Genomic DNA, 24,042 nt, shown 5'->3' on the forward strand with positions numbered 1-24,042 from the left:
TTTTAAGGCCGCAAAAAAAAACGTTTTAGTTATGTCATATTCATTTCAGATAAAGACGATTGAGCAGTATCATGAAGCTTATAAGAAAAGTGTAGAAGATCCCGAAGGTTTTTGGTCGGAAGTGGCCGATACTTTTGAATGGAAAAAAAAGCAGCCCTTCAGCAGCCGGGTACTGGACTGGAATTTTGTTGAGCCCCGGGTAAAGTGGTTTGAAGGCGCCAAGCTGAACATTACGGAGAATTGTCTTGATCGTCATCTGAAGACTTCAGGCGATGTGCCCGCGATCATCTGGGAACCGAACGATCCCAATGAAAAAGTGCGGACGCTTACTTACAAGATCCTGCACCGGAAAGTATGCGAGTTTGCACAGGTGCTGCGCAACAACGGCGTAAAGAAAGGTGACCGCGTTTGTATCTATATGGGAATGGTACCCGAACTGGTGATCGCTGTGCTGGCCTGCGCCCGCATCGGTGCCATTCACTCGGTTATCTTCGGAGGCTTTTCGGCGCAGAGCATTGCAGACCGCCTGGATGATGCGGGGGCTGAATACATTATTACCTGCGATGGTGCGTACAGGGGTGCAAAGGATATACCGCTGAAATCAATTATCGATGATGCCCTGATCGGGAATAAAGTGGTAAAGCGGGTCATTGTACATACCCGTACCCGTACCCCGGTGAGCATGATCAAGGGGCGGGATGTTTGGTGGCGCGATGAAGTGGAAGATGTGATCGAAACCATGCATGATGAAGTGCTGGATATTCCTGCAGCAGAAATGGACGCGGAAGATCCGCTCTTTATCCTTTATACTTCCGGCAGCACCGGCAAACCCAAAGGAGTGGTGCATACCTGCGCAGGCTACATGCTTTGGACCACCTATACGTTTGTGAACGTGTTCCAGTACCAGCCTAAAGATGTTTTCTTTTGTACCGCGGATATCGGATGGATCACCGGTCATAGCTATATTGTATATGGCCCGCTGGCTGCCGGCGCCACCTGCCTGATGTTTGAAGGAATACCCACCTGGCCGGATGCCGGAAGATTTTGGAATATTGTAGATAAGCACAAAGTAAATATCTTATACACTGCACCTACGGCCATCCGTTCCCTGATGAGCTATGGACTGGATCCGCTGAAGGACAAAGACCTGTCCTCCCTGAAAGTATTGGGTACGGTTGGTGAGCCCATCAATGAGGAAGCCTGGCATTGGTACGATGAGCATATCGGTAAAAAGAAATGTCCCATCGTAGATACCTGGTGGCAGACGGAAACCGCAGGAATTCTGATCTCGAACCTGGCTGGGATCACCCCTTCGCGCCCGAGCTGGGCCACGCTCCCGCTTCCGGGGGTACAGCCGTTGCTGGTAGACGAAAAGGGCGGGGAGATCGTCGAATTTACGGACGATGTCATGAGCGGTAACCTTTGTATGCGGGCCCCCTGGCCGGGCATTCTGAGAACAACTTATGGTGATCATGAACGCTGCCGCCAGACCTATTTCAGCGCATATAAAGAGCTCTATTTTACCGGTGATGGTGCCTGGAAGGATGAGCAGGGCAATTACAAGATCACCGGGCGGGTAGATGATGTGCTGAATGTAAGCGGTCACCGCCTGGGAACCGCGGAGGTTGAGAACGCGATCAATATGCATGCCAGCGTCATTGAAAGCGCAGTGGTCGGCTATCCGCATGAAGTAAAAGGGCAGGGCGTTTATGCCTACGTGGTGCTTGATGAAAAACGACATAAGGACGAAGATGATCTTACAAGAAAGGACATTCTTGCTACCGTAAGCCGCATCATCGGACCGATCGCAAAACCTGATAAGATCCAGTTTGTAAGCGGCCTTCCGAAAACCAGAAGCGGAAAGATCATGCGGCGCATTCTGCGCAAAGTAGCGGAGGGAGAGCTGGCGAACCTGGGAGATACCAGTACATTGCTGGATCCGGCAATTGTGGATGAGATCCGGGACGGAAGACTTTAGTATAAGATCTGATTGGTTTTTTTTACGAGGCTGTGCCAAAAGCCTTTCAATTGTCGTTTATTCCTGTATTTATTTGTTCAGGAACGGCTTCATTTCTCCCGCATCTGCACAAAGTAAGATGTAACGCAGAGCCATTCGCGTTTATCTGCGATCCTGTCAGCGCTCGTCTCCGCCTGCCTTCGGATGACCCGTTCGGACAGGCAGCGCGCCGGTAATCTCGGTGACCCGGAGTAACGCACGGACATCCCAGCCGCAGCGGTCATATCGTACATCAGCCTTATAAATCGTGCACGATGCCGGTGCGCTCGCTCCCCGTCATGACCTGTTCGGGGGCTAAAAGAATCAAAATATTTAGCAGGGAATCCTCGTTGTAAAAACGGGATAAGGCAATGATGGTCCGGATAAAGGCTCAGGCCAGTACCACCTTTATGCCCTTTTCCTGAAGGGCAAATACGATCTTCTCCGAGATCTTCCGGTCGGTGACAATATACTCCACCTGGTCCAGGTTACAGATCTTGCCCAGTCCGCGTTTATTAAATTTGGAACTGTCGGCAAGCAGGATCAGCTTTTGCGATACTTCGATCATTTTCCGGTTCAGCGATGCTTCAGCAATATTGGAGATGGATACGCCATGCTCCAGGTCGATACCGTCCACACCTAAGAACAGCAGGTCGCAGGAGATCTCATCCAGCACCTGCAGGGCCTGGGTACCGGCTACGGAGGAAGAGTTGGGGCGGATCAGCCCGCCCAGCTGCAATACCTCGATATTCGGCCGGTTATTCAGTTCCAGTCCCACTTTGAGTGCCGGTGTAATCGCAGTCATTTTATGGTCCGGGTAAAGCATACGGGCCAGTTCAAAAACAGTACTCCCCGAGCCGATCATGATCGAATCCGTTTGACCGATCAGCGAGATAGCAGCTCTTGCAATTTTCCGTTTTTCATCAGAATTGATCAGCTCCTTTTCGTTCACCGGCTTATCGATCGCATAGGGATTGGTCAGGGACCCGCCTCCTTTTGTGCGGAACAAGAGGTTTTTCTCCTCCAGCATTTTCAGGTCCTTGCGGATGGTTACGCTGGAGATGTTGATCTCTTCCGCGAGGTCCAGGATCGCCACTTTTCCCTCTTTTTTCAGCTTGTTCAGTATAAATTCATGCCTTTCCGTAATATTCTTCATACCCAAATATTCAGTAATGCAAAGAAATGAAAAAGAAATGTATGTAAAATGTTTTCGTTCATATTTATTTAATTATTAGTTTAATTTTATTTAATTTAGTTTGATTGTATTTATTTTTGTTTAAAACAATTGTCATATGAACCAGATTTACGAAAAAAAAACGTTCACAGACAAATTGGGTATTCCGAAGGGGCTTGAATGGGGCTACCTGGGGGTCCTGATTTTTATGATGGGAGACGGGGTGGAACAGGGCTGGCTGAGCCCCTATCTGATCAACGACCGGGGACTGACCATCGAACAGTCCGCAACGCTTTTTAGCGTGTATGGGCTTACAGTGGCCATCTCTTCTTTTCTTTCCGGCATCCTTGCCGAGGCAATGGGGGTCCGAAAAGCAATGTGGGCCGGGTTTTTACTTTTTGTGGCGGGCACCTTTGGCTTTGTAGGGCTGGGGCTGCAGCAGCTGGATTTCGGTACCATGCTCCTGACGTATGCCCTTCGGGGATTCGGCTATCCGTTGTTTGCTTATACCTTCCTGGTATGGATTACGTACCGCACACCGCAAAACAGGTTGGGCACGGCAGTGGGGTGGTTCTGGTTTGTATTTACGGGGGGATTGAATGTATTTGGAGCCTATTATTCCAGCTGGGCTATTGAACGGCTGGGGCATATCCATACGTTGTGGACATCCGTTTTCTGGGTGGCGCTGGGTGCAGTATGCGCCTTGCTGATCAATAAGGACCGGATCGCAAAAACAGGAAGACAGGATAAGCTCCGGGAACTGGCAGAAAGTATTAAAATAGCCGTCAATGAGCCCAGGGTTTTTTTAGGAGGCATTGTGCGTACCATCAATACCACGGCCCAGTTTGCGTTTCCGGTGTTCATGCCGCTTTATTTTGAGAAGTATGGTTTTTCCACGGCCGACTGGCTGAAGATATGGGGTACCATTTTTACGGCCAATATTATCTTTAACCTGATCTTCGGTTTTGTGGGCGACCGGCTCGGATGGCGCAGGACCATCTCCCTCTTCGGCGGGGTAGGCTGTGGTTTGACCACCTTATTGTTCTATTATTCCCCGCAGCTTTTTGATGGTAGTTTTTCAATGGTGTTGCTGAGCGGTGTGCTGTGGGGCGCGCTCCTGGCCGGTTATGTACCGCTGTCTGCATTGGTGCCGTCCCTGGTGTCAAAAGGCAAGGGCGCCGCAATGGCATTTTTAAATCTGGGTGCCGGCCTTTCTGTTTTTGCAGGACCACTGATCGTCCGGTTGTTTATTGGTCCGGCCGGGGATGCAGGCGTGATCTGGATCCTGGCGGTCCTGTATTTTATCAGTGCATTGCTCACCCGTTTTATTACATTGCCCAAAACCGGGGGCAACCCGCAGGATACCAATGGAGCATTGGAAACCTCGGTGATTTAAAGTGTATCTATTTTATATGAATATTTTAATTACAGCGCCTTACAATGAAGCCGGCCGGCAGCAGCTGGAGTCCTGCTTTGGAAACGTTATTTACAAAGTATGGAAAGAGAACGGGCGCGCTTATAATGCTGCAGAATTGGACCGGCTGCTGGATGAAACGAAAGCAGACGCATTGATCACAGAACATGATGCCGTTTCCGAAGAGGTGATCCGGAAGCATCCCTCGCTTCAGTTTATCGGCGTGTGCCGGGGTACCCCGTCAAACGTGGCGGTAGCGGTTGCAAAGGAACTGGGTATTGAAGTGCTGCATACGCCTGCAAGAAATGCACAGGCGGTGGCAGAGCTGTTCATTGCCAACATCATTACGTTTTTTAGGAAGACGCTTCCTGCAATTGAATGGCTGAAACAACGGAACTGGCAAAAGGACGCGCATGCCTCTTATTTGCAGTTTAAAGGGAATGAGCTGGCGGGTAAGACCATCGGTATGGTAGGATTTGGTGCTGTAGGGCAGCGGATCGCGGCATTGGTACGGGCTTTTCCCTGTTCCGTAAAATTTTATGACCCTTACCAGGAAGCCCCGGATCCTTCCTGTGAAAAAACGGACCTGGAAACCGTTTTTGAGACCAGCGACATCGTTTCGGTCCATTTGCCGGTAAACCCTTCCACCATTGGCATGATCGATAAAAAGCTCATTGACAAAATGAAGCCGGATGCCGTCTTTGTGAACACAGCAAGAGCCAGCGTGGTCAACCGCAATGATCTGCTGGAAGCCATTGAAGGAAACCGGATCCGCGGCGCCATCCTCGACGTGTTTGACCAGGAGCCGCCGGATGCCATTGACTACCGGCTGATCGATCATCCGCACGTACTGGCCACCCCGCATACGGCGGGGGCTACGGATGAAGTGGAAGATCATCATGTGGCCATTCTTAATGAAAAATTATTGGACTGGGCAAAGAAGCAGCCCGCCAATTCATTACATTTATCCAATCAGTAATCGGGCTATGACAAACGCATACATCATCATCGACTTCGGAACCGGGAACCTGCGTGCGGCCGTTGTTTCCACCGCCGGTACCGTTCTGGGAGCGGCCCGCGAAGACATTCCCTATATACGCGATGATCAATATCCGGACGCGATTTATTTTGATCCGCAGGCATTGTGGAGCAGGATCCTTGACCGGACCCGCGAGGCATTGGCGCAGGCCGGCCCGGTTCATATACAGGCTATTACCGCCACCAGCCAGCGGGAGGGGATCGTCGTACTGGATGCTGCGGGCGCGCCGGTTGTGGGGATGCCCAATATTGATCATCGTGGCAGGCAATGGGAGGACCGCATTGCCGATAAATCGCTGGTGTACCGCTTAACGGGCCGCTATCCGACTTCCCTGTTTTCGGCATTGAAACTGGTTGGATTGAGAGCGGTGCGAGAAGAATGGTGGCAACCGGAAGGGACCTTTCTGAGCATCAGCGACTGGATAGAATATATGTTCTGCGGAGTGGTTCACTATGAGCATTCGCAGGCATCCGAAACGCTGTTGTACGATGTGGAACGGAAGAACTGGTCGGAAGCATTGTGCGACCTTTTTTCATTGCCCTTTTCTTTATTGCCGCCGCTGACGTCTTCCGGTACCGTGCTGGAAACGATAAAACCATCAATTGCCGAAGCCCTATCGGTAAACCGGGGAGCAAGCCTGATCGTGGGTGGCGCCGATACGCAGCTGGCAGCGCTCAGCACCCGCGCCAATGCGGGGGATGTGGTGATTGTTTCCGGTACCACAACTCCTATTATAAAGCTGTCGGCCTCCTACGACCTCGATGCGCAGCAGCGCACCTGGACGGGACGGCATATTGATAAAGACAGCTATATGGTGGAGGCCAACGCGGGCGTGACCGGCCTGAACTATCAACGGTTGAAAAAGATATTCTATCCCAACGAAGGCTATGAGGTCATTGAAGCGGAGCTCCGGTCGGTTACAGATTTTCAATGCATCGCTTCCCTGGGCTCGCTTGTGGCGGATGAAAAAGAGCCGCTGATCAAAGGAGGCTTTATTTTTAATACACCGGTCAACCAGGAGCTGACGAGGGCCGGCATGGTGTGGGCAACGCTCTGGGACATTGCCTGCAGCATTTTTGAGAACTACAAGACCCTTGTTTCCGTTACCCCCAATGAGCGGCCATATATCTGGACCTGCGGCGGCGGCATGGAAAGCAAGGTGCTCCGGCAGTTCATTGCCGATCTTACGGGAAAGGAGATCCGGATCCGGGATAACTATCGTCATGCTTCCGTAGTAGGTGGTATGATGATCTGTAATGGATCCCTCGGTGTGGAGGAGGCGCAAACGGATCTGTATGAGCAGGTACGGCCGGCAGCATCAGCGCAGCAGCGGGATCATTTTTATGACCGCTGGAAAGAGCACCGCGCATTATTAAAGAAGATTTTTTAAATGAGTGAGGCATATTTTATAGGGATCGATCTGGGAACGCAGGGGTTGCGTGTGGTGATACTGGATATCAAGGGGGCAGTTGTTGCCCATGCGGAACAGGACTTTTTGTTGACGCCGGCAATGCGCATGGAACAGGACCCTGAGACCTGGTGGACGATCTGCCGGTACTGTCTGGATAAGGCCGCAGGCCAGCTATCGCAGGAGCAACGGTCCCGCGTGCGTGCCATGGCGGTCGATTCCACCTCGGGTACAGTGATCCCGCTCGATAAGGCATACCGCCCGCTGCATCCGGCCATTATGTACAGCGATCAGCGTTCCGGTGCTCAGGCAAAAAAGTGTACTGCGTTAGCACGGCAAAACCAGGCACACGGGTTTACCGGCTTTGGTACGTCAACCGGGCTGGCCAAAATGGTATGGTTTGCCGAAACCTTCCCGGAAAAGGCCGCGCAGATCTTTCAATGGGTCCATGCGGCAGATCTTATTACCGGTATGTTATGCGGGGTATGGCAAATTACAGACTATACCAACGTACTGAAGTCCGGATACGACCTGTCTTTGCTGAACTGGCCGGATTATATCAGTGAGGCGTTGGGTATAAAAAAAGAGTGGCTGCAGGAAGTGCAGCCCTCCGGAACCATTATCGGAAAACTGAAGCCGGAGCTGGCGCGTGGACTGGGACTGCCTGCGGATGTAGCCGTTACTACCGGCATTACGGACGGTTGTGCTTCACAGGTAGCATCGGGAGGCATGAAACCGGGTCAGTGGAATACGACCATTGGCACTACCCTGGTCATTAAAGGTGTAGCTGTAAAGGAGATCGCTGATCCGGCGGAGCGTTTGTACAACCACCGGCATCCTTCCGGTTACTGGATGCCGGGAGGGGCCGGAAATATAGGCGCAGACTGGGTTTCGGCCGGCTTCAAAGAAGGGTTGGCGCATTTTAACGCGGCGGCAGCGGCGTTAACACCCACGGGCAGGATCGCCTATCCCCTGATCCAGAAAGGGGAGCGGTTCCCGTTTGTGGCACCCGGGGCGGAAGGCTTTGCGCCTGCAGGCGTATCAAAAGAAGTGCTCTATACCGCCAACATGGAAGGTGTGGCTTTTGCAGAGCGCTATGCGTATGAACTGATCGAATCCCTTTCGGGAGAGCAGGTGGAAGCCATCTATACCGCGGGGGGGGGCAGCAACAGCAACAGCTGGCTGCAGATCCGCAGCGATGTGCTTCAAAAGCCGATCTATAAAATGAAGCAGGTGTCCGGGGCCGTAGGCGCTGCGATTGTTGCAGCATCCAATACCTGTTTCCGGGACATTACCGAAGCCACCGCTGCGCTGACGCAGGCAGAAAAACAGGTACAGCCGCGGGCCGCGTTGAAACGACAGTATGATGATCAGTATGGCCGGTTTTTAGAAGAAATGAAGGAGCGGAAATTTATAGAATAAATGAACCGGTTTGAATTTGTATTTGGCCACCTGCGTTTATAGATATTGCAACAGGATGCCGTCTTCAGCTTCATGTTGAAAACCATCATGCAAATGGCTCCTTTCCGTTCGTGAAAAAATAGGTATCTCTGTGGTTTATTTTAGAAGATTAAAACGAATTCAATAATAAAAACGATGTTAAAAGTAATCTTATTGCGGCATGGCGAAACGGCATACAATGCCGACGGTAACCGGTATTGCGGCAGAACGGATATCGGGCTTACCGAAAAAGGAATAGCGCAGGCTGGGAAAGTATTTGAAGCATTGAAAGAAGTAGCTGTGAACGCGGTCTATGCATCGCCCCTGCAACGTGCCCGTGAAACGGCAGCAATCGCTTCCGGCAATCAGGCTGTAATAACAGATGAACGTCTGATTGAAGCGGATTTTGGTTTGTGGGAAGGAAAAACAAAGGCCGAGTTCAATGCAGAAAATCCTGAGCTTTGGACGCAATGGATGAAAGATCCCGAAGTTGCAAGGGCCGGCGGTACGGGCGAAACCGGCGGGGAGATCGTAAAGCGGGTGAACGGTTTTTTTGAGGAGCTGCATCGCCGGCATAACGGGCAGCTGGTAATGGTGGTAGCGCACAATGGCATCAACCGGCTGTACCTGGCCGCAAAACTGGGAATGCCGCTGTCCAATTACCGGCGCTTCGATATGGAAAATTCTGCCCTGTCCTATTTTGAGCTGGATGATGAAAATGTGCTGACGCTCAAAAAACTGAATGCAAACGCAATATAACGCGGGGCCGTCGGATTTACAAAGGCCCCGGCGTGTTCTCACCGGTGTACATAAAACATCAGGATTTACTTAAAACAATAGAAATGCTTTCTAAAAGAAGTATCCGCAATCATTGGGCCGTATTCGTGATCCTGTTTGCTTTATGGGGTTGTAAGACGGCCCGGCAGAGCCAGGGTCCCCATAATGGAAAAGAACAACTTTCGCTCAATGATCTTCCCCGTAATATTTACCGGCAGGAAGGCAATTTTCATGTACAGGGCGTTGCGGTGGACACCCAACACGGTTATGCCTACTTTTCATTCACAACAAGCCTGGTAAAGACCAACCTGAAAGGAGAAATCATCGGGAGCGTGGAGGGATTCATCGGGCACCTGGGATGTCTGGATATAAATCCGGAAGACGGGCGCATCTATGCCTCCCTTGAGTATAAAAATGATAAGATCGGCAAGGGGATCTTAAAGGGGCTGGGAAATGGACCGGATGCAAAGGCAAGCGAAGAGAGCTCCTTCTACGTAGCCATTTTTGATGGGGAAAAAATAACCCGGCCGGGAATGAACGCGGAAAAAAACGACATCATCAATACGGTTTATCTGAAAGAAGTGGCCGACGATTATAATGCGGCAGTTATGAACAGGGGCAAACGGGTGGAACACCGGTATGGCTGCAGCGGTATCGACGGGATTGCTTTTGGTCCCCGGTTTGAACAAAGACGGGGTGGAAATTTTTTAAACGTGGCTTACGGCGTATATGGGGATACTTCCCGTACAGACAATGATTACCAGGTGATCCTGCAATACGACGCCAGCGATCTCCGGAAGTACGAACGCCCTTTATCGCAAAGCCGGTTCAATATAACAGGGCCGGTCAAACCCCTGAACAAATATTTTCTTTACACGGGGAACACCACCTACGGAATTCAAAATCTTGAATACGATGCCAATACCGGGTATTGGTTTGCTGCTGTTTATACCGGGAAAAAAACACAGTTCCCCAATTATAGCCTGTTTGCAATAGACGGCTCAAAACCCCCGGTTGTGCAGGCGCTAAAAGGATTTGACAATGGAGAAAGGGGAAGCGTGCTGCAGCTGGCCACAGCCGGCAAATACGATCAAAACACAGGGGTACACGGGTGGAATTATGAATGGGGTGCTACCGGTATCCATGCGTTGGGGAATGGATACTTCTACATTTCTCAGAACGGGGTAACCAAAAATAAAAAACAGTATTGCGACCTCCGGTTGTATCGCTGGACAGGGCAGGATACTGCTCCGTTTGAAGAGGTAAAATGATGGTTGTTTTATGCAATTATAGCGGATCAGTCTGCATCGTATATCCGGTGTCGCATAACCGGTCCCCGGCATCCATTCATGCACTTCAATCGAAAAAAAAATGCCTTTAAAAAGAAGAAGCTTCATAAAGATCAGCGGGCTGGCAGGCTTTCACGCAGTGTTTGTACGGAAACTGCCACTGCCTGCTGTGACGACGGCCGACCCCTTGTTCAAAAGCTTCACTGCTCCTCCCGAAAGTTCCCGCTCTTCCTGCTATTGGTGGTGGTTTAACGGGCTGGTGGATAAGGAAGGCATCCGGCGGGATCTTGAAGCCTTTAAAGCAAAGGGAATGGGCGGTGTGCTGATGGTCAATTCGGCAGACGGGCTCGGCGGCGCCCGCATACCGCAGGGCGTAAAATTCCTTTCGGGGGAATGGAAGGCGCTCTATCGCTTTGCCATGAAAGAGGCTAAGCGCCTGGGCATCGAGGTTGGTATCAATCTCAGTTCCGGATGGTGTATGGGCGGCCCCTGGATCCGGCCGGAGAACGCGGGCAGATGGTACCTGCAATCCACCCTCGGGCTAAAAGGTCCGCAATTGTTCGACGGCGTGCTGCCATTGCCAGGCAACCGTGCGGGGTATGACAAGGTATTCAATCCCCCGGGCTATAAAGCGTACATCGATCTTCCTTTGGCGCAGCTCGATTACCGGGATACATCGGTAGTGGCGATCCGCACGTCCGGAAACGAGCATAAGATAACCGGCAGCCGTGCTGCATTACTGGAAGCAAAAAGCAACCGCAAAGATGCCAGCAATTTTGCAAAATCGTATGAGATCACGGAGCCGGTACAGGCACCCTGGAGGAACGAGACCGGCGACCGGGCCATTGCCTTGACGGATGTCATCGATCTTACCGATAAGATGGATGCAAACGGACGGCTGCGCTGGGAGGTGCCGCCCGGTACCTGGACGGTCGTACGGACCGGGCACCGCATGACGGGATCAAAGCTGATGATCGCCCAACCGGAAGCAGACGGGCTGTCCATCGACTGGTTTGATAAAAAAGGCGTTGATCTCCAGTTTGAGCACCTGGGAAAAGTATTCATTGAAGAAGCGGCGAAAGTGGGTGCAAAGCCCGCTTATTTTTGCGACGATAGTTTTGAAGATGGTTTTCCGAACTGGACGGGGCAGCTTCTTGAAAAGTTCCGGCATTACCGGGGCTATGATGCCACGCCGTATCTTCCGGTGTTATCGGGTTATCTGATCGGCAGCGCCGCCATATCCGACCGTTTTTTGAATGACTACCGCAGAACCGTGGCAGACTGCATGGCCGATGAACATTACGGGCATTTTGCAGCACTTTGCCATCAACACGGACTGCTGGTGCAGAATGAGGCCGCAGGGCCCAGCCGCTCCGGAACCATTTGTATCGACGGGTTAAAGAACCTGGGCCGCAGTGACCTGCCCATGGGCGAATTCTGGCTGGCACCGAAGCATGAAGATCAGGAAAATTTAATGGATGATAAATCCTATGGAGTGTCCCGGCTGGACTTCGGACAGAACAAGGTTACGAAGATGACCGCATCCGCCGCGCATACCTACGGTCGCAAGCTGGCGTCTGCAGAAGCATTCACCAGCTTCCGGCACTGGACGGATTACCCCGGGTCTCTGAAACAGGCGCTGGACCGTGCTTTCTGCGAAGGGATCAACCGCATTGTGATCCATACCTCTACTGCAACAAGACCAGGAGACGGCCTGCCGGGTTATGAGTATGGCGCGGGCACCCACTTTAATCCCAATGTGACCTGGTGGGAGTTTTCGGCACCCTTCTTTTCTTATATCGCCCGCAGCCAGCATTTGCTGCGGGCCGGGCATTTTGTAGCGGATGTATTGTTTTACAACGGTGACGTTGCGCCCAATCTGGTGGCGCAAAAGCACGTACCGGATGCATTGGGTAAAGGGTATGATTATGATGTGTGCAACGCGGAAGTGCTTTTGGAGCGGGTAAGCGTGCGCAATGGAAAACTGCTGCTGCCGGATGGTATGCAGTACCGGATGCTGGTATTGCCGGAAACCGATCGCATGCCGGTGGCCGTATTGGAAAAAATAAAAGCGCTCCTCGAAGCAGGTGCCGTGGTAATGGGCACACCGCCGCAAACCGATTCCGGCCTGACCAATTATCCGCAATGCGATGCAGAGGTGCAGCAGCTGGCAAAAACATTGTGGAAGGCCCCTGCTACAGACCGGGGAATGGCAGTGGGGAAGGGGCGCCTGTTCTACCCGGGATCGGTACGTGCGGTGTTGGAAGGCACCGGTTGTGTACCCGATTTCGAAACCACCGGAAAAAATGCGTGGATCGATTTTATACACCGTACCACGGCAGCGGCGGAGATCTATTTCATCACCAACCGGAAAAAAGAGGCCGTCCGTACAGACTGTTTGTTCCGCGTAACCGGCCGCCGGCCGGAGATCTGGGATCCTGTTTCGGGAAGACGGTGGATCCCTGCATCTGAACAGGCAAAGGACCGCATCCGGCTGACGCTGGACCTGGATGTATTTCAATCTGTGTTCGCTGTGTTTCCCAAAGTACAGACAAAAGACCTCCCGGAGGCATTACCCAATGTCTGGCAGCAAGTCAATGGGTTTCGCAAACTGCAGGAGCTCACCGGTTCCTGGGAGCTCCGGTTCGACCCCCAATGGGGTGGGCCTACAAGCACCCGTTTTGAAGCGCTGCAGGATTGGAGCCGGCACCCGGACCCCGGCATCCGGTATTATTCCGGCAAGGTGGTTTATCACAAGCAATTCACTTTTACCGGGGCATCCCCCGCCTTCAGATCCCTGTTCATGGACCTGGGGACCGTAAAGAATATTTGCAGGGTATGGCTGAATGGCGCGGACCTCGGGATCGTATGGACCGCGCCCTGGCGGGTGGAAGTGACCGGTAAAATAAAACGGGGAAAAAATGAATTGAGGATCGAAGTGATCAATCTCTGGCCCAACCGGCTGATCGGTGATGCCGCGCTGCCTCCTGAAAAAAGAAAGACGAACACCAATATCGTTTTTAAAAAGGACGATCCGCTATTGTCTTCGGGATTACTGGGGCCGGTAACACTGATCACGTTTGGCTGAGATCCGGTCTGTTTGATTTCTGGCCGGCGAGCCATCGTATCAGGCCCGTACCTTAATAAGGGCGGTCGTTTACGATAGCTTAGCTTTCCAAAACCTGCTTTGCTTGATCCAGGTCTCCGGAGAAGATCTTGAGTTCAATGCCTGCCAAAGGGGTCATACCCGCCACATCCATATCGTCGATCGTAGCGGTGATGCCTGCTTCTTCCAGCTTTTCTTTTGCAGAAACGGCTGCCGCAATATCACTATAGGTTCTTACAACAACAATTGCATCTTTGTTATGATCAGCCATAAGAATGAATTTACTCTAAAAATACGACAAATCGCTGACATCCGTATACCGGCTGTGTTGAGAAAGAAGCTCGTTGAGCAATACGGCCATAGCACTGCAAAATACCCGGCTCCGCCGCGGATCCGGAAAGAGAGGAAGGAATCGCTCAACATTCGTTCAAGCCTTGTCGCCTTACCGCCTTGCCGTCCGATAACAGCGTTCGCTGAAAATAAGTTAGTTTTACAAGGTAACAGATCATTAAGCGTATATAAATTATGAACCGTAAAACATTCCTGCAGCATACCGGCGCACTGGGTACCGGACTGGCCATGCATCCTCTTTCTTTTGCACAGAGCAAAAACGATTTTCCTGTGGTCCGCGTTGCGGAAAACCAGCGTCATTTTAAAAGCACGGCGATCGAAAATGCGATAAAAACATTTCAATCCAATGTGAAAAATAAAGAGCTGGGCTGGCTGTTCCATAACTGTTTTCCCAATACACTGGACACAACGGTTTACTATACTGAAAAGGACGGCAAGCCGGATACTTACGTAATAACCGGCGATATTGATGCCATGTGGCTGCGCGATAGTTCGGCACAGGTCTATCCCTACCTGCAATTCACCAAACAGGATCCGGCATTGCACCGGCTGATCGCAGGCGTGATCCGTAAGCAGACCCATTTTATTCTGAAGGACCCGTATGCCAATGCGTTTTATAATGATGACCTTAAAGTGAGCGAATGGAAGGAAACGGATATTACGGATATGAAGCCCGGCATTCATGAGCGCAAATGGGAGATCGATTCGCTCTGCTATCCCATACGGCTGGCATACCGTTTCTGGAAGGAGACCGGCGACCTGTCACCCTTTGATGCCACCTGGAAAGAAGGAATAGCGCTTACCTTGAAAACCTTTAAACAACAACAGCGCAAAGACGGGCCGGGGCCTTACAAATTTGAGCGGAAGACCTCCTGGGCTACGGACGGCGTCCCGATGGGTGGCTATGGCTATCCGGTAAAGCCCGTAGGTCTTATCTGTTCTATGTTCCGGCCGAGCGACGACGCTACCATTTTTGCTTACCTGGTGCCCTCCAACCTGTTTGCCGTGGTCAGCCTGAAGCAGGCCGCGGAAATGATCGCGGCAATTGCAAAGGATGCGGCACTGGCGCATGAACTGGAGCAGCTGGCTGCTGAAGTGGCGGCCGCCGTAAAAAAATATGCGCAGATCACACACCCGGAGTACGGGAAAATGTACGCCTATGAAATAAACGGATATGGCAGTCATGTTCTGATGGATGATGCCAATGTGCCCAGCCTGCTGGGACTGCCTTACCTGGGTGCGATAAGCGGCGCAGACCCGCTTTACCAGGCCACGCGCAGGTATGTATGGTCAGCGGAAAATCCGTTCTTCTTCAAAGGAACGGCGGCGGAGGGCATCGGGGGACCGCATGTCGGCAAAGACATGATCTGGCCGATGAGCATTACCATGCGGGCGCTTACTTCCGGCAACCCGGAGGAGATCCGGTGGTGTATCCATACATTACAAAAAACGCACGGGGGTACGGGCTTTATGCATGAATCGTTTCATAAAGACAACCCGGAAAAGTTCACCCGCAAATGGTTCGCCTGGTCCAACACGCTGTTTGGCGAGCTGCTCTGGAAAACCTTTAAGGAACGCCCGGCATTGCTCAGCTAAGGGATCTTTAGCCGGCAGCGCTGCGGTTGAAGCAGCAGGTGGTCGCCGGAACGACCGGGCGCTGACCGCGGTTTTCCCGGCAGCGCCGCGCCCTGCCTGAGGAGCGGGAAAGACCGGGTACTACAAGGCGCCGGGTTTGCCTGTTTTAATGCATTACTTTGCCATCGGGGTCAAGGAGCTGCATTTGCGGCTGGTTGTCCGCGTCTACATAGATCTTGATGCGTGGCCGCCCGTCGCGGTCCTTGATAAACAGTCCCACTTCCTTATCATAAGTTTTGCCAATGAACAGCCGGTCCCGCATCAGCAGGCTGTCCTTCAGCATTTGTTCATAGGCATTGTCCTGTTCTTTTCTGGTGGGAAGCTGCTTCAGGGCCCTGAAGCGCCGCATGCGCTCATCAAAAGTATTTTCTCTGGGATAATCCCAGAGTTGCAATCCATATTTCCGGCGCTGCTTCTGCGGGTTTTCCGAATATTGAAGCTGCATGACCTGGTCATCCCGGAATTTGTCTACCGATAGGTAAAGACCGGCATCCTTATCATTGCCATTATATATCAATCCGCCACATTCATCACCGGCCTCATTAAAAAAGATCATTCCTGCAGGCCGTTCGCGGGCCGGGAGCTGCTGCCCGTTCATCCTGCCCGGGTGTTGGCGGTGCGCGTTGCTGATCACCATCTGTAGCTTTCCGTTCTCATCGGTCAGGTTTATGCGTTTTACAGTAAGCTCATCCATGCGCTGGTTTTTGGTTGTCTGGCGAAAGGAGGTTACCACCAGGAATCCACATACGGCGGTGATCACGATCACATAGATGGTTAAAAAGCGCAATCTTTTTTCCAGTTTACGGTTTGTCATAGTAGGTTGTTTTTTAAGAAGCGTTCAGAAGACGGAGGCCGCCCGCCGCAGCGCAGACGACCAGGCTGCATCGCTCCTAAAGTAAGAAAAATAACCGGGATCACCGTTGTTTTGGGATGCCCGGCAGGGCAAACGCATTAAAATAGATACAAAGCGCAATCAGCCCGGTTCTATCGTAAAAAGAGCGTGTTTCAAAAGTATTTTTTGAGGCTGGCAGGACGGTAAGGTCCGGTACATAACCCTCCCCGGCCGTTTGTATAGCACCCTTATTGAGAACGGGAATAGGGTTGGTATGCACAATGGCCCTGACTATTTGTGCCTGTCCGGGAAATCCGAGGGATCAATACACACGGTTTCCGCAGACAGGCACAGGTACAGCAAGGTGCGAGTTTTGTCAGGCGCAGGATCCTTTATCGCTAAAAAAGCACTATCGCTGATTTTCGGGCTGGGCGATCCAGTCGGCATATTTTGTGGGGCCCAGGTGCACCGCGGCTTCGGGTGTCAGGGTATCGGCATCCAGCGGCGCTCCCGAATATAACGCCGCAGCATCGGCGACTACTTCAACGTTTTTGTGCGTTGCCTGCACGTATTGCCGGATCCATGCAGTCATTCTGAATTTTTCAGGTCCGCCTATTTCCAGGATCTTACCGGCAGGTGCGGCCAGTGCTGTTGTTGCCATGAACGCCGCCACATCCTTACTGGCAATGGGTTGGATATTGGCATCGGGCAATACCACCTGATTCCCGCTGAGGCTCATTTGTACAATGCCACCGGCAAATTCAAAGAACTGTGTGGCATGCACAATGGTATAGGGCACGCCCGAGGCCCGGATCAGGTCTTCCTGCACCTGTTTAGCGCGGAAATAACCGCTGGCCTGCAGTTTCTGCGTGCCCACCACGGATAACGCGATGTGGTGTTGTACGCCCGCTGTCTTCTCTGTCGGCAGCAGGTTTTCATTAGAGGTTTTGAAAAAATGCATCACGGGCTCATCTGCAAAGGAGGGCGAGTTGGAAACGTCTACCACTATCTGAGCACCCTGCAGCACTTCGCTCAATCCTTCACCGGTAAGCGTGTTCACACCGGTATTGGGCGAAGCTGCAATGGCCTCGTGCCCCGCTTGCTGCAATTGATGAACTACCTGGCTACCAATAAGGCCGGTACCGCCGATAACAATTATTTTCATCTTGTGATTTTTTATACCACAAAGATGAAACAGGTTCCGGCCGGAAAACTTAAGCTGGTTTAAGAAATGAAGGCCTCACGGAGGAGACACAGTTCTTCTGTGGAAACGCCCATATAAGATGCAAAAATAGCATCCGGTATGCGTTGTACTACTTCCGGGTAGGTAGTGCGGAAATAACGGTAGAATGCTTCTTTGGTCAACGTGGCATAGGTCTTTTGTTTAAACAGTGCGGCCCCGTATGCCCGCTCATGAATTTTATTAAAATAAAGGGCCATCATCGGGAAGCGCAGCAGCAGGCGCTCATAATCTTCCCGGGTAATGCTGGTTATTTCCGAATCCTCCACCGCGGCAATGGCATATTCAGCCGGCCGGCCGTCACAAAAGGTTTTGTAATCCGTCAGCCACCAGTTTTCCAGGGCAAAATGAATGACTTCTTCCCGGTTGTTGCGGTCATAGAATAAATACAGACATCCCTTGTTCACAAAGTGGATGCTGTTGCAGGGCTCGGCTTCTTTTAAAAGGAATGCCCCTTTTTTAACCGAATGGGTCCGGAAGCAGGGGCGCAGTGCTTCCAGGGGGATCACAAAACCCGGGAGCAGCCGCCGGATATGGGCCATCAGCTGTTCAGTCATTGCTTTTTTTTATTCTCTTTTTGCGCAGCTCACTCAGGTATTCCGGTGTAAAACCCAGGAAAGAAGCCAGTATTTTCTGGGGTATCCGCTGGGTAAAATCAGGGTACTTGGAGGCAAACAGCTCATAAAATTCATTTTTGGGCATCCGCGAGATCATCTGTACCCGCAGCAGTGCGGCCGCGTAGGCGCGCTCATATATCCGGCGGAAGTATTTTTCCATCAGGGGCAGCTCCTCGAGCAGCAGGGCATAGCTTTTTGCATCGATGGACAGCACCTCTGTTTCTTCCAGTGCCTGGATGGCATAAGCAGCATTTCTGCCCGACCGGAACGCATCCAGGTCCGTCATCCACCAGTGCTCCAGGGCGAATTGCAGGGTTTGCTCCATCCCGTTCTGGTCGGTAAAAAAAAGACGGAGGCATCCTTTTGTTACAAAAAAATAGGAAAGACAGCGCTTCCCTTCTTCCTGCAAAAGCGCCCTTTTGGGGAACGAGCGGACACTAAAAAACGGCAGGATCCGGGCTGCATCGATCTCCCGGAGGTCCGTGATCTTTTCAATATGCTGTATGAGCGGATGCATGTTGGTACTGAAGGGGGCAAGATATAAAAAAACGGGCAGGAATAGACGTTGTGAACCGGTGAGATGCAGCATAAAAAAACCTGCCTGCTGTGTCTTCCCCGGGAAAAGCATGAAAAAAAATTTGTGTAGCTAAATAACTACATATATATTTGTAGCCAAATAGCTACACAATGAACCTAAGACGTGATGTTTTCCAGGCAATAGCAGATCCCACAAGGCGGGCCATCCTGCTGTTGGTGGCGACGCAATCCATGACAGCGGGCGTTATCGCTGCAAATTTTGACACAGCCCGGCCAACGGTGTCCAAACACCTGCAGATCCTTACGGAATGCGAGCTGCTGCAACAGGAGCAGAACGGCCGGGAAATTTATTACCATTTTAATGCAAAAAAAATGAAAGAAGTAGCCGACTTCATTGAACCGTTCCGCAAAATGTGGGATGACCGGTTTAACAAACTGGAAGACGTAATGAAAAAATACAAATCAAAAAAATAATACAATATGGAACGCAAAACAAAGATTCAGGCCGAAGACGGCAGACAGGACCTGGTGATTACCCGGGAGTTTGATTTACCGCTGGACCTCCTGTTCCGGGCGTACACCGAACCCGGAATTATAGAACAGTGGATGGGCACCAAAGTACTGAAGCTGGAAAATAGACCGCATGGCGGCTACCAGTTTGAAACCAGCGATGGCAAGGGGAATGTGGCATTCCGCGCCAACGGGGCCATTCATGAATTTGTTCCGGAAAAAAAGATCACCCGCACGTTTGAAATGGAGAACGCCCCTCTTGGCATCCAGCTGGAATTCCTGGAATTTGAACCTTTGTCGGAAGATACCAGCAAACTCATTATGCAGATCGTTTACCGGTCGGCAAAGCACCGGGAAGAACAATTAAAGCTACCCTTTTCCTATGGCATCAATATGGCGCACGACCGGCTGGAGGAGGTGGCAGGCAAATTGAAATAAGACCGGTTGCCGATCACCTGCTTTTTAATCCCAATCACTTTAACCTACTATTATGAACAAAAAAAATAAGATCATTTACTGGATTACCACTGCCTGGCTGGCACTGGGCATGTTGTCAACCGGTATTGTACAGCTGATCCATCAAAAAGAAGAAACGGAAATGATGACCCATCTGGGTTATCCCGCCTACCTGCTTACCTTATTGGGTAGCTGGAAGATCCTGGGGGTGATCGCCGTGCTCATTCCCCGCTACCCCCTGCTGAAAGAATGGGCCTATGCCGGCTTTTTCTTTGCCATGACGGGTGCGATCTTTTCCCATCTGGTCAGTGGAGACGGCAGCAACGGACTTTTTGGCCCCTCTTTGTTGCTGGTGCTTACGGTGGTTTCCTGGTATTTCCGCCCGGCAGACCGGAAAGTTATACAAAAGTGAATTATGATTTGGGCCGATACCTTCCGGTATAGTGCGGATGTGATAGCCGTTTAGGTCAATAGAACGGGTCTGTTACGGATATCCGATCAGTATTAAGGATTAAATTTGATCTGTGATCATCAATGGTGTATTTTGTGTAACGGAATTTAACCCTGCTATGGTAGTGAAGTATTCGGCGCTCGCTGAAAATAAAAAATTGTTTGCTTCAGAATATCTGATGTATTTGCCTAAGGAAGAAGAATTGAAACAGTTGATAGAGCAGGATAAAGCGGAATTAGACAAAGCAAAGGAACCGGTAAAAGCCAAATTGAGAAAATAAGATGACAGAATATCTGAATATATCAAAGAACAAAACACATGAACCCGAAAGTTGACTTTTATTTTAATAAAGGAAAATGGCAGGAAGAGACCAAGCTGTTACGAAAGGTCGTTTTGAGCTGCGGCCTCACTGAAGAGTTAAAATGGGGCTGTCCCTGCTACGTATTTGAGGGCCGGAACATTGTGTTGATCCATGTATTTAAAGAGTATTGTGCACTCTTGTTTTTCAAAGGAGCCCTGTTGCAGGATGCGGAGGGAATACTGATCCGGCAAACGGAAAATGTACAGTCCGCGCGCCAGGCACGCTTCACCAATGTACAGGAGGTCAAAAAATGGCAATCGGCAGTTAAATCCTATATCTATGAAGCCGTTGAAGTAGAGCGGGCAGGGCTGAAGGTGCCCCTGAAGAAGACAAAGGATTACGCGGTTCCGGGGGAATTTCAAAAGCAGCTTGACAAACGCGCTGCTTTAAAAAAGGCATTTGAAACACTGACACCGGGGCGGCAAAGAGCCTACCTGTTTTATTTTTCACAGGCCAAACAGTCAAAGACCCGGGAAGCACGGATCGGGAAATATATTCCAAAGATCCTCGACGGCAAAGGGCTGGAGGATTAGGGCCTTGAAGCAGTGTTTGCTTGCACAAGAACGCTTTTAATAAATGAATATTTAGTCAATGATCCGGAATGTTTTACAGGATATCGGATGTTTCACTGAACAGGATCGGATCCTTTTTGAAAACACAGTTACAAAAAGGACGGTGGCAAAGAATGAAATTTTGTTAAAAGAGGGCGTGGTATGTCAGTCTGTTTTTTATATTTTATCAGGTGCTTTTTATCAATATCAGGCTGGAGAAATGCAGGAGCAGATCATTGATCTTCATTTGGAAGGAGAGTGGATGTTTAACCATGAGAGTCTTGTGCATCAATCGCGGTCGGCAACTTCGATCAGCGCCTTTGTAAAATCGGAAGTGGCGGAGCTGAGTTTAAGCGACCTGCACGGACTTATTGCAGGTTCAAAGGCCTTTTTGCAAATGGCCGGGATTTTTAACCAGGATGGCCCCCGGACCTATTTGTTTGATCATGTTTTGAGCCCGGCTCAGAAATATGGGTATATTCAGCAGGTGAAGCCGCAGATCGCGCAGGTTTTTCCTGTTAAAATGATCGCATCCTATCTCAAAATAGCACCGGAAACTTTGAGCAGGGTAAGGGCGCTGTATTGAATTTCCTGATCTCAATCAGGGCCGTTTCCCGGGGAATTGCAGAATTTTGTAAAAAAAGAAGATGCTTACAGACATTCATCCAAAATTGCCCATGCGTAATAAAACGCTTACCAAAGCGTTCTATATAGATCAGCTGGGTTTTCAGCAGTTTGGGAACGACTTTGAAGGGTACCTGATGGTTCAGAAGGACAATATCCAGATCCATTTTTTTGAATTTAAAGACCTGGACCCCAAAGAAAATTACGGACAGGTATATATTCGTACCAATGCCATTGAGCAACTGTATCAGTGGCTGGTGGATCGTGGGGTAGGCATCCATCCTGCGGGCCATTTACAAATAAAACCCTGGGGACAAAAAGAGTTTGCATTACTGGATCCCGACAGCAATCTGCTGACGTTCGGGCAGCAGGTCTGACCGGTTGCTGAACCTTGCTGGAGCTGGGGCCCCTGCGGCGCATCCGCCACAATTTACTCGGACCGGACAAGGAAACCGTTGTATCGGTAATCACGTATGAATTCCGGGAGCAGGATGACGGTACAATATTAACAGGGATCGAAGTCATGACCCGGCCAATGGAGCAAACCGCTTTTGAGGATGCCGGCACCGGCTGGGAGTTCGCGCTGAAAGCGGTTAAGGACCTGGCTGAAAATAATAACCGGCAACGGTCGTAAACGAAAATAAAATGAAAACAAACGGAAAACAATTGCCAGCCTCGCAAAAAGAAACATTGCTTGAAGTGCTGAAAAAACGGTTTGAAAAAAACAAAGACCGTCATCAAGGGATCCAATGGGCCGGGGTGGCCGCAAAGCTGGAGACCAGGCCGGAAAAACTGTGGTCGCTGGACGAGATGGAAAGCACCGGCGGAGAACCGGATGTGGTAGGGTATGATAAAAAAACAGACACATATATTTTCTTCGACTGCTCCCCCGAAAGTCCCAAGGGCCGCAGGAGTCTTTGTTTTGATGGGGATGCGCTGGCATCCAGAAAAGAACATAAACCGGCAGACAGTGCTACGGAGATGGCAAAGGCGATGGGCATTGAATTGCTTACCGAAGAGCAATACCGCAGGCTGCAGGAGTTGGGAGCCTTTGATCTGAAAACATCCAGCTGGGTACAGACGCCTGCCGCCATAAGAAAACGGGGCGGTGCTCTTTTTTGTGACCGGCGCTACGATCATGTATTCACCTATCACAACGGCGCAGAATCTTATTATGCGGCCCGGGGGTTCCGGGGCGTACTCCATGTGTAAGGAAAAGACCGATGGTGCTGTGCCGCAAAAAACCAAAACAGGCAACAGTCGGTTGCAGCGGCATACAGGAATAGCTGCATTTTGTATAAAGACGCTGTGATAACGAACCGGTATCAGAATGATCTTTATAGATTATTGCGGGCTGACTAAAAAGTATGTTTCAACCGGTAAGGCGGTGCGATGGTAAGCCTTATAGATGACAGCTCAGCTCTTCTGTCTTTCCGGATCCCCCGGCCAGCCTTTAGTTTGCGGCTTTTTGGCCGGCGTCGGTCATGGTTTGTGAAGACACCATGGCCGTCAGGGTAAAAATTGTACAATCACCATATGTAGAATGAATAAGCCTTTGGGCTAAAAAGACCGGATCTCTTTGATAGGGAACAAGGCGCTGCGCCGCAAATCATTGTAACAGGAACTTCCGGGAACCTGCTCTTAGCCGCAGCGCAGCGGGAATCTTTTTGGAGAAGGGATTGCATTATCGATGCGCTGCACCTCCATTCATCTTTTGTTCGTTGCTATTAAAAGCAACGCTGCAGCTTTTGCCTTTGACCCTCAAATTCTTAAGATTGACCTGGCGCGTATGGTGAAGACGCAAACCATTTTATTGATATATATATATAATGAATACGGTCCATTATTGGAATCCATTCAATAAATAAAAATAATTTTTTATATTATTTTTTGTTTATATCTTTAAGCAGCCGCAGATGCAGAGTGGGGCGCAAGCATAACCTTATTTCATCATAGAAAAACCCAAATTATGGCGCAACTAACCGAACCTATGTTTAGCATTAACGGTAGCCCGTTATTGCAGTTTACCTCCTTTTCCCTAAGCCAGAGCATTTTCACCCATCATGCGTTCACGCTTGTTTGTCCTGCCCAGTCGATTGACGGTAAGTCGGGCATGTTCACGGCCTCCAAAGAGATGATCGGGGGCAGCTTTGGGGCGCGGATCAGTGGCGTGGGCCTTGGGGGCACGGTATTGTTCAACGGGATCATCACGGGTATTGAAACGGCCCGTTTTA

Annotated in this window: 24 protein-coding genes and 1 pseudogene; 19 read left to right on the forward strand and 6 right to left on the reverse strand. The window is 50.6% G+C overall.

Annotated elements, in window-relative coordinates; genetic code table 11:
* The first annotated feature begins 31 nt into the window (after positions 1–31).
* Complete coding sequence (gene acs, locus B160_RS0110595; protein WP_026309686.1) at positions 32–1,978, forward strand: acetate--CoA ligase; 1,947 nt, start codon at positions 32–34, stop codon at positions 1,976–1,978.
* Between the two features lie 409 nt (positions 1,979–2,387).
* On the opposite strand, the gene B160_RS0110600 is transcribed toward acs, so the two are convergent.
* Positions 2,388–3,152, reverse strand: a complete 765-nt coding sequence (locus tag B160_RS0110600; protein WP_018627886.1) for a DeoR/GlpR family DNA-binding transcription regulator — start codon at positions 3,150–3,152, stop codon at positions 2,388–2,390.
* A gap of 136 nt (positions 3,153–3,288) precedes the next feature.
* On the opposite strand from B160_RS0110600, the gene B160_RS0110605 reads away from it, so the two are divergent.
* The 7 genes from B160_RS0110605 to B160_RS0110635 all read left to right on the forward strand — a co-directional run bounded on the left by B160_RS0110605 (position 3,289) and on the right by B160_RS0110635 (position 13,625).
* Positions 3,289–4,566 (forward strand): MFS transporter, encoded by a 1,278-nt coding sequence (locus tag B160_RS0110605; protein WP_018627887.1) that lies wholly within the window; start codon positions 3,289–3,291, stop codon positions 4,564–4,566.
* A 16-nt stretch (positions 4,567–4,582) separates the two neighbouring features.
* A complete protein-coding gene (locus tag B160_RS0110610) occupies positions 4,583–5,563 on the forward strand; it encodes an NAD(P)-dependent oxidoreductase (protein ID WP_018627888.1) in 981 nt (326 codons plus the stop codon).
* 7 nt (positions 5,564–5,570) lie between these two features.
* Positions 5,571–7,013: an FGGY-family carbohydrate kinase gene (locus B160_RS0110615; protein ID WP_018627889.1), complete on the forward strand. Its 1,443-nt coding sequence runs from the start codon at positions 5,571–5,573 to the stop codon at positions 7,011–7,013.
* Positions 7,014–8,453, forward strand: coding sequence for an FGGY-family carbohydrate kinase (locus B160_RS0110620; protein ID WP_018627890.1), 1,440 nt, complete (start codon positions 7,014–7,016; stop codon positions 8,451–8,453).
* Between the two features lie 174 nt (positions 8,454–8,627).
* Entirely contained in the window at positions 8,628–9,230 is a 603-nt protein-coding gene (locus B160_RS0110625) for a histidine phosphatase family protein (RefSeq protein ID WP_018627891.1), read from the forward strand.
* Positions 9,231–9,313: 83 nt separating this feature from the next.
* Positions 9,314–10,519, forward strand: coding sequence for a hypothetical protein (locus tag B160_RS0110630; RefSeq protein WP_018627892.1), 1,206 nt, complete (start codon positions 9,314–9,316; stop codon positions 10,517–10,519).
* 100 nt (positions 10,520–10,619) lie between these two features.
* Entirely contained in the window at positions 10,620–13,625 is a 3,006-nt protein-coding gene (locus tag B160_RS0110635) for a glycosyl hydrolase (RefSeq protein ID WP_018627893.1), read from the forward strand.
* A gap of 79 nt (positions 13,626–13,704) precedes the next feature.
* Here B160_RS0110635 and B160_RS0110640 read toward each other — a convergent pair whose 3' ends face one another.
* Positions 13,705–13,914 (reverse strand): DUF2007 domain-containing protein, encoded by a 210-nt coding sequence (locus B160_RS0110640; protein ID WP_018627894.1) that lies wholly within the window; start codon positions 13,912–13,914, stop codon positions 13,705–13,707.
* A gap of 254 nt (positions 13,915–14,168) precedes the next feature.
* Here B160_RS0110640 and B160_RS0110650 point away from each other — a divergent pair, with 254 nt between their 5' ends.
* Positions 14,169–15,590, forward strand: a complete 1,422-nt coding sequence (locus B160_RS0110650) for a glycoside hydrolase family 125 protein (RefSeq protein ID WP_018627895.1) — start codon at positions 14,169–14,171, stop codon at positions 15,588–15,590.
* Between the two features lie 145 nt (positions 15,591–15,735).
* On the opposite strand, the gene B160_RS0110655 is transcribed toward B160_RS0110650, so the two are convergent.
* The 4 genes from B160_RS0110655 to B160_RS0110675 form a co-directional block, all read right to left on the reverse strand.
* Positions 15,736–16,443: a hypothetical protein gene (locus B160_RS0110655; protein ID WP_018627896.1), complete on the reverse strand. Its 708-nt coding sequence runs from the start codon at positions 16,441–16,443 to the stop codon at positions 15,736–15,738.
* 427 nt (positions 16,444–16,870) lie between these two features.
* Positions 16,871–17,626, reverse strand: coding sequence for an SDR family oxidoreductase (locus B160_RS0110665; RefSeq protein WP_026309688.1), 756 nt, complete (start codon positions 17,624–17,626; stop codon positions 16,871–16,873).
* A 59-nt stretch (positions 17,627–17,685) separates the two neighbouring features.
* On the reverse strand, positions 17,686–18,258 hold the full coding sequence (locus B160_RS0110670; protein WP_018627900.1) for a Crp/Fnr family transcriptional regulator: 573 nt from the start codon (positions 18,256–18,258) through the stop codon (positions 17,686–17,688).
* Positions 18,251–18,946 (reverse strand): Crp/Fnr family transcriptional regulator, encoded by a 696-nt coding sequence (locus tag B160_RS0110675; RefSeq protein WP_018627901.1) that lies wholly within the window; start codon positions 18,944–18,946, stop codon positions 18,251–18,253. The genes B160_RS0110670 and B160_RS0110675 overlap by 8 nt, the downstream gene beginning before the upstream one ends.
* Before the next feature lie 59 nt (positions 18,947–19,005).
* Between B160_RS0110675 and B160_RS0110680 the strand changes: the two genes are divergently transcribed.
* The 10 genes and pseudogenes from B160_RS0110680 to B160_RS31350 all read left to right on the forward strand — a co-directional run.
* A complete protein-coding gene (locus B160_RS0110680; RefSeq protein ID WP_018627902.1) occupies positions 19,006–19,329 on the forward strand; it encodes an ArsR/SmtB family transcription factor in 324 nt (107 codons plus the stop codon).
* A 6-nt stretch (positions 19,330–19,335) separates the two neighbouring features.
* The gene (locus B160_RS0110685) at positions 19,336–19,803 is read left to right on the forward strand and encodes an SRPBCC family protein (protein ID WP_018627903.1); all 468 of its coding nucleotides are present in this window, start codon (positions 19,336–19,338) and stop codon (positions 19,801–19,803) included.
* Between the two features lie 52 nt (positions 19,804–19,855).
* The gene (locus tag B160_RS0110690) at positions 19,856–20,233 is read left to right on the forward strand and encodes a DoxX family protein (RefSeq protein ID WP_018627904.1); all 378 of its coding nucleotides are present in this window, start codon (positions 19,856–19,858) and stop codon (positions 20,231–20,233) included.
* A 112-nt stretch (positions 20,234–20,345) separates the two neighbouring features.
* Positions 20,346–20,552: a hypothetical protein gene (locus B160_RS0110695; RefSeq protein WP_018627905.1), complete on the forward strand. Its 207-nt coding sequence runs from the start codon at positions 20,346–20,348 to the stop codon at positions 20,550–20,552.
* A gap of 38 nt (positions 20,553–20,590) precedes the next feature.
* Positions 20,591–21,166 carry a YdeI/OmpD-associated family protein gene (locus tag B160_RS0110700; RefSeq protein WP_018627906.1) on the forward strand — a complete coding sequence of 192 codons (576 nt, stop codon included), beginning with the start codon at positions 20,591–20,593 and terminating at the stop codon, positions 21,164–21,166.
* Positions 21,167–21,308: 142 nt separating this feature from the next.
* Complete coding sequence (locus B160_RS0110705; RefSeq protein ID WP_245562191.1) at positions 21,309–21,770, forward strand: Crp/Fnr family transcriptional regulator; 462 nt, start codon at positions 21,309–21,311, stop codon at positions 21,768–21,770.
* Between the two features lie 61 nt (positions 21,771–21,831).
* Positions 21,832–22,185: a bleomycin resistance protein gene (locus B160_RS0110710; RefSeq protein WP_018627908.1), complete on the forward strand. Its 354-nt coding sequence runs from the start codon at positions 21,832–21,834 to the stop codon at positions 22,183–22,185.
* A gap of 14 nt (positions 22,186–22,199) precedes the next feature.
* Entirely contained in the window at positions 22,200–22,442 is a 243-nt protein-coding gene (locus B160_RS0110715; protein WP_018627909.1) for an SRPBCC family protein, read from the forward strand.
* An 11-nt stretch (positions 22,443–22,453) separates the two neighbouring features.
* Positions 22,454–23,020, forward strand: a complete 567-nt coding sequence (locus B160_RS0110720; protein ID WP_018627910.1) for a DUF4256 domain-containing protein — start codon at positions 22,454–22,456, stop codon at positions 23,018–23,020.
* 757 nt (positions 23,021–23,777) lie between these two features.
* A pseudogene (locus tag B160_RS31350) lies at positions 23,778–24,042 on the forward strand (type VI secretion system Vgr family protein); the annotation flags it as partial.

It is taken from the genome of Niabella aurantiaca DSM 17617, assembly GCF_000374125.1.
In the GTDB taxonomy this organism is placed as follows: domain Bacteria; phylum Bacteroidota; class Bacteroidia; order Chitinophagales; family Chitinophagaceae; genus Niabella; species Niabella aurantiaca.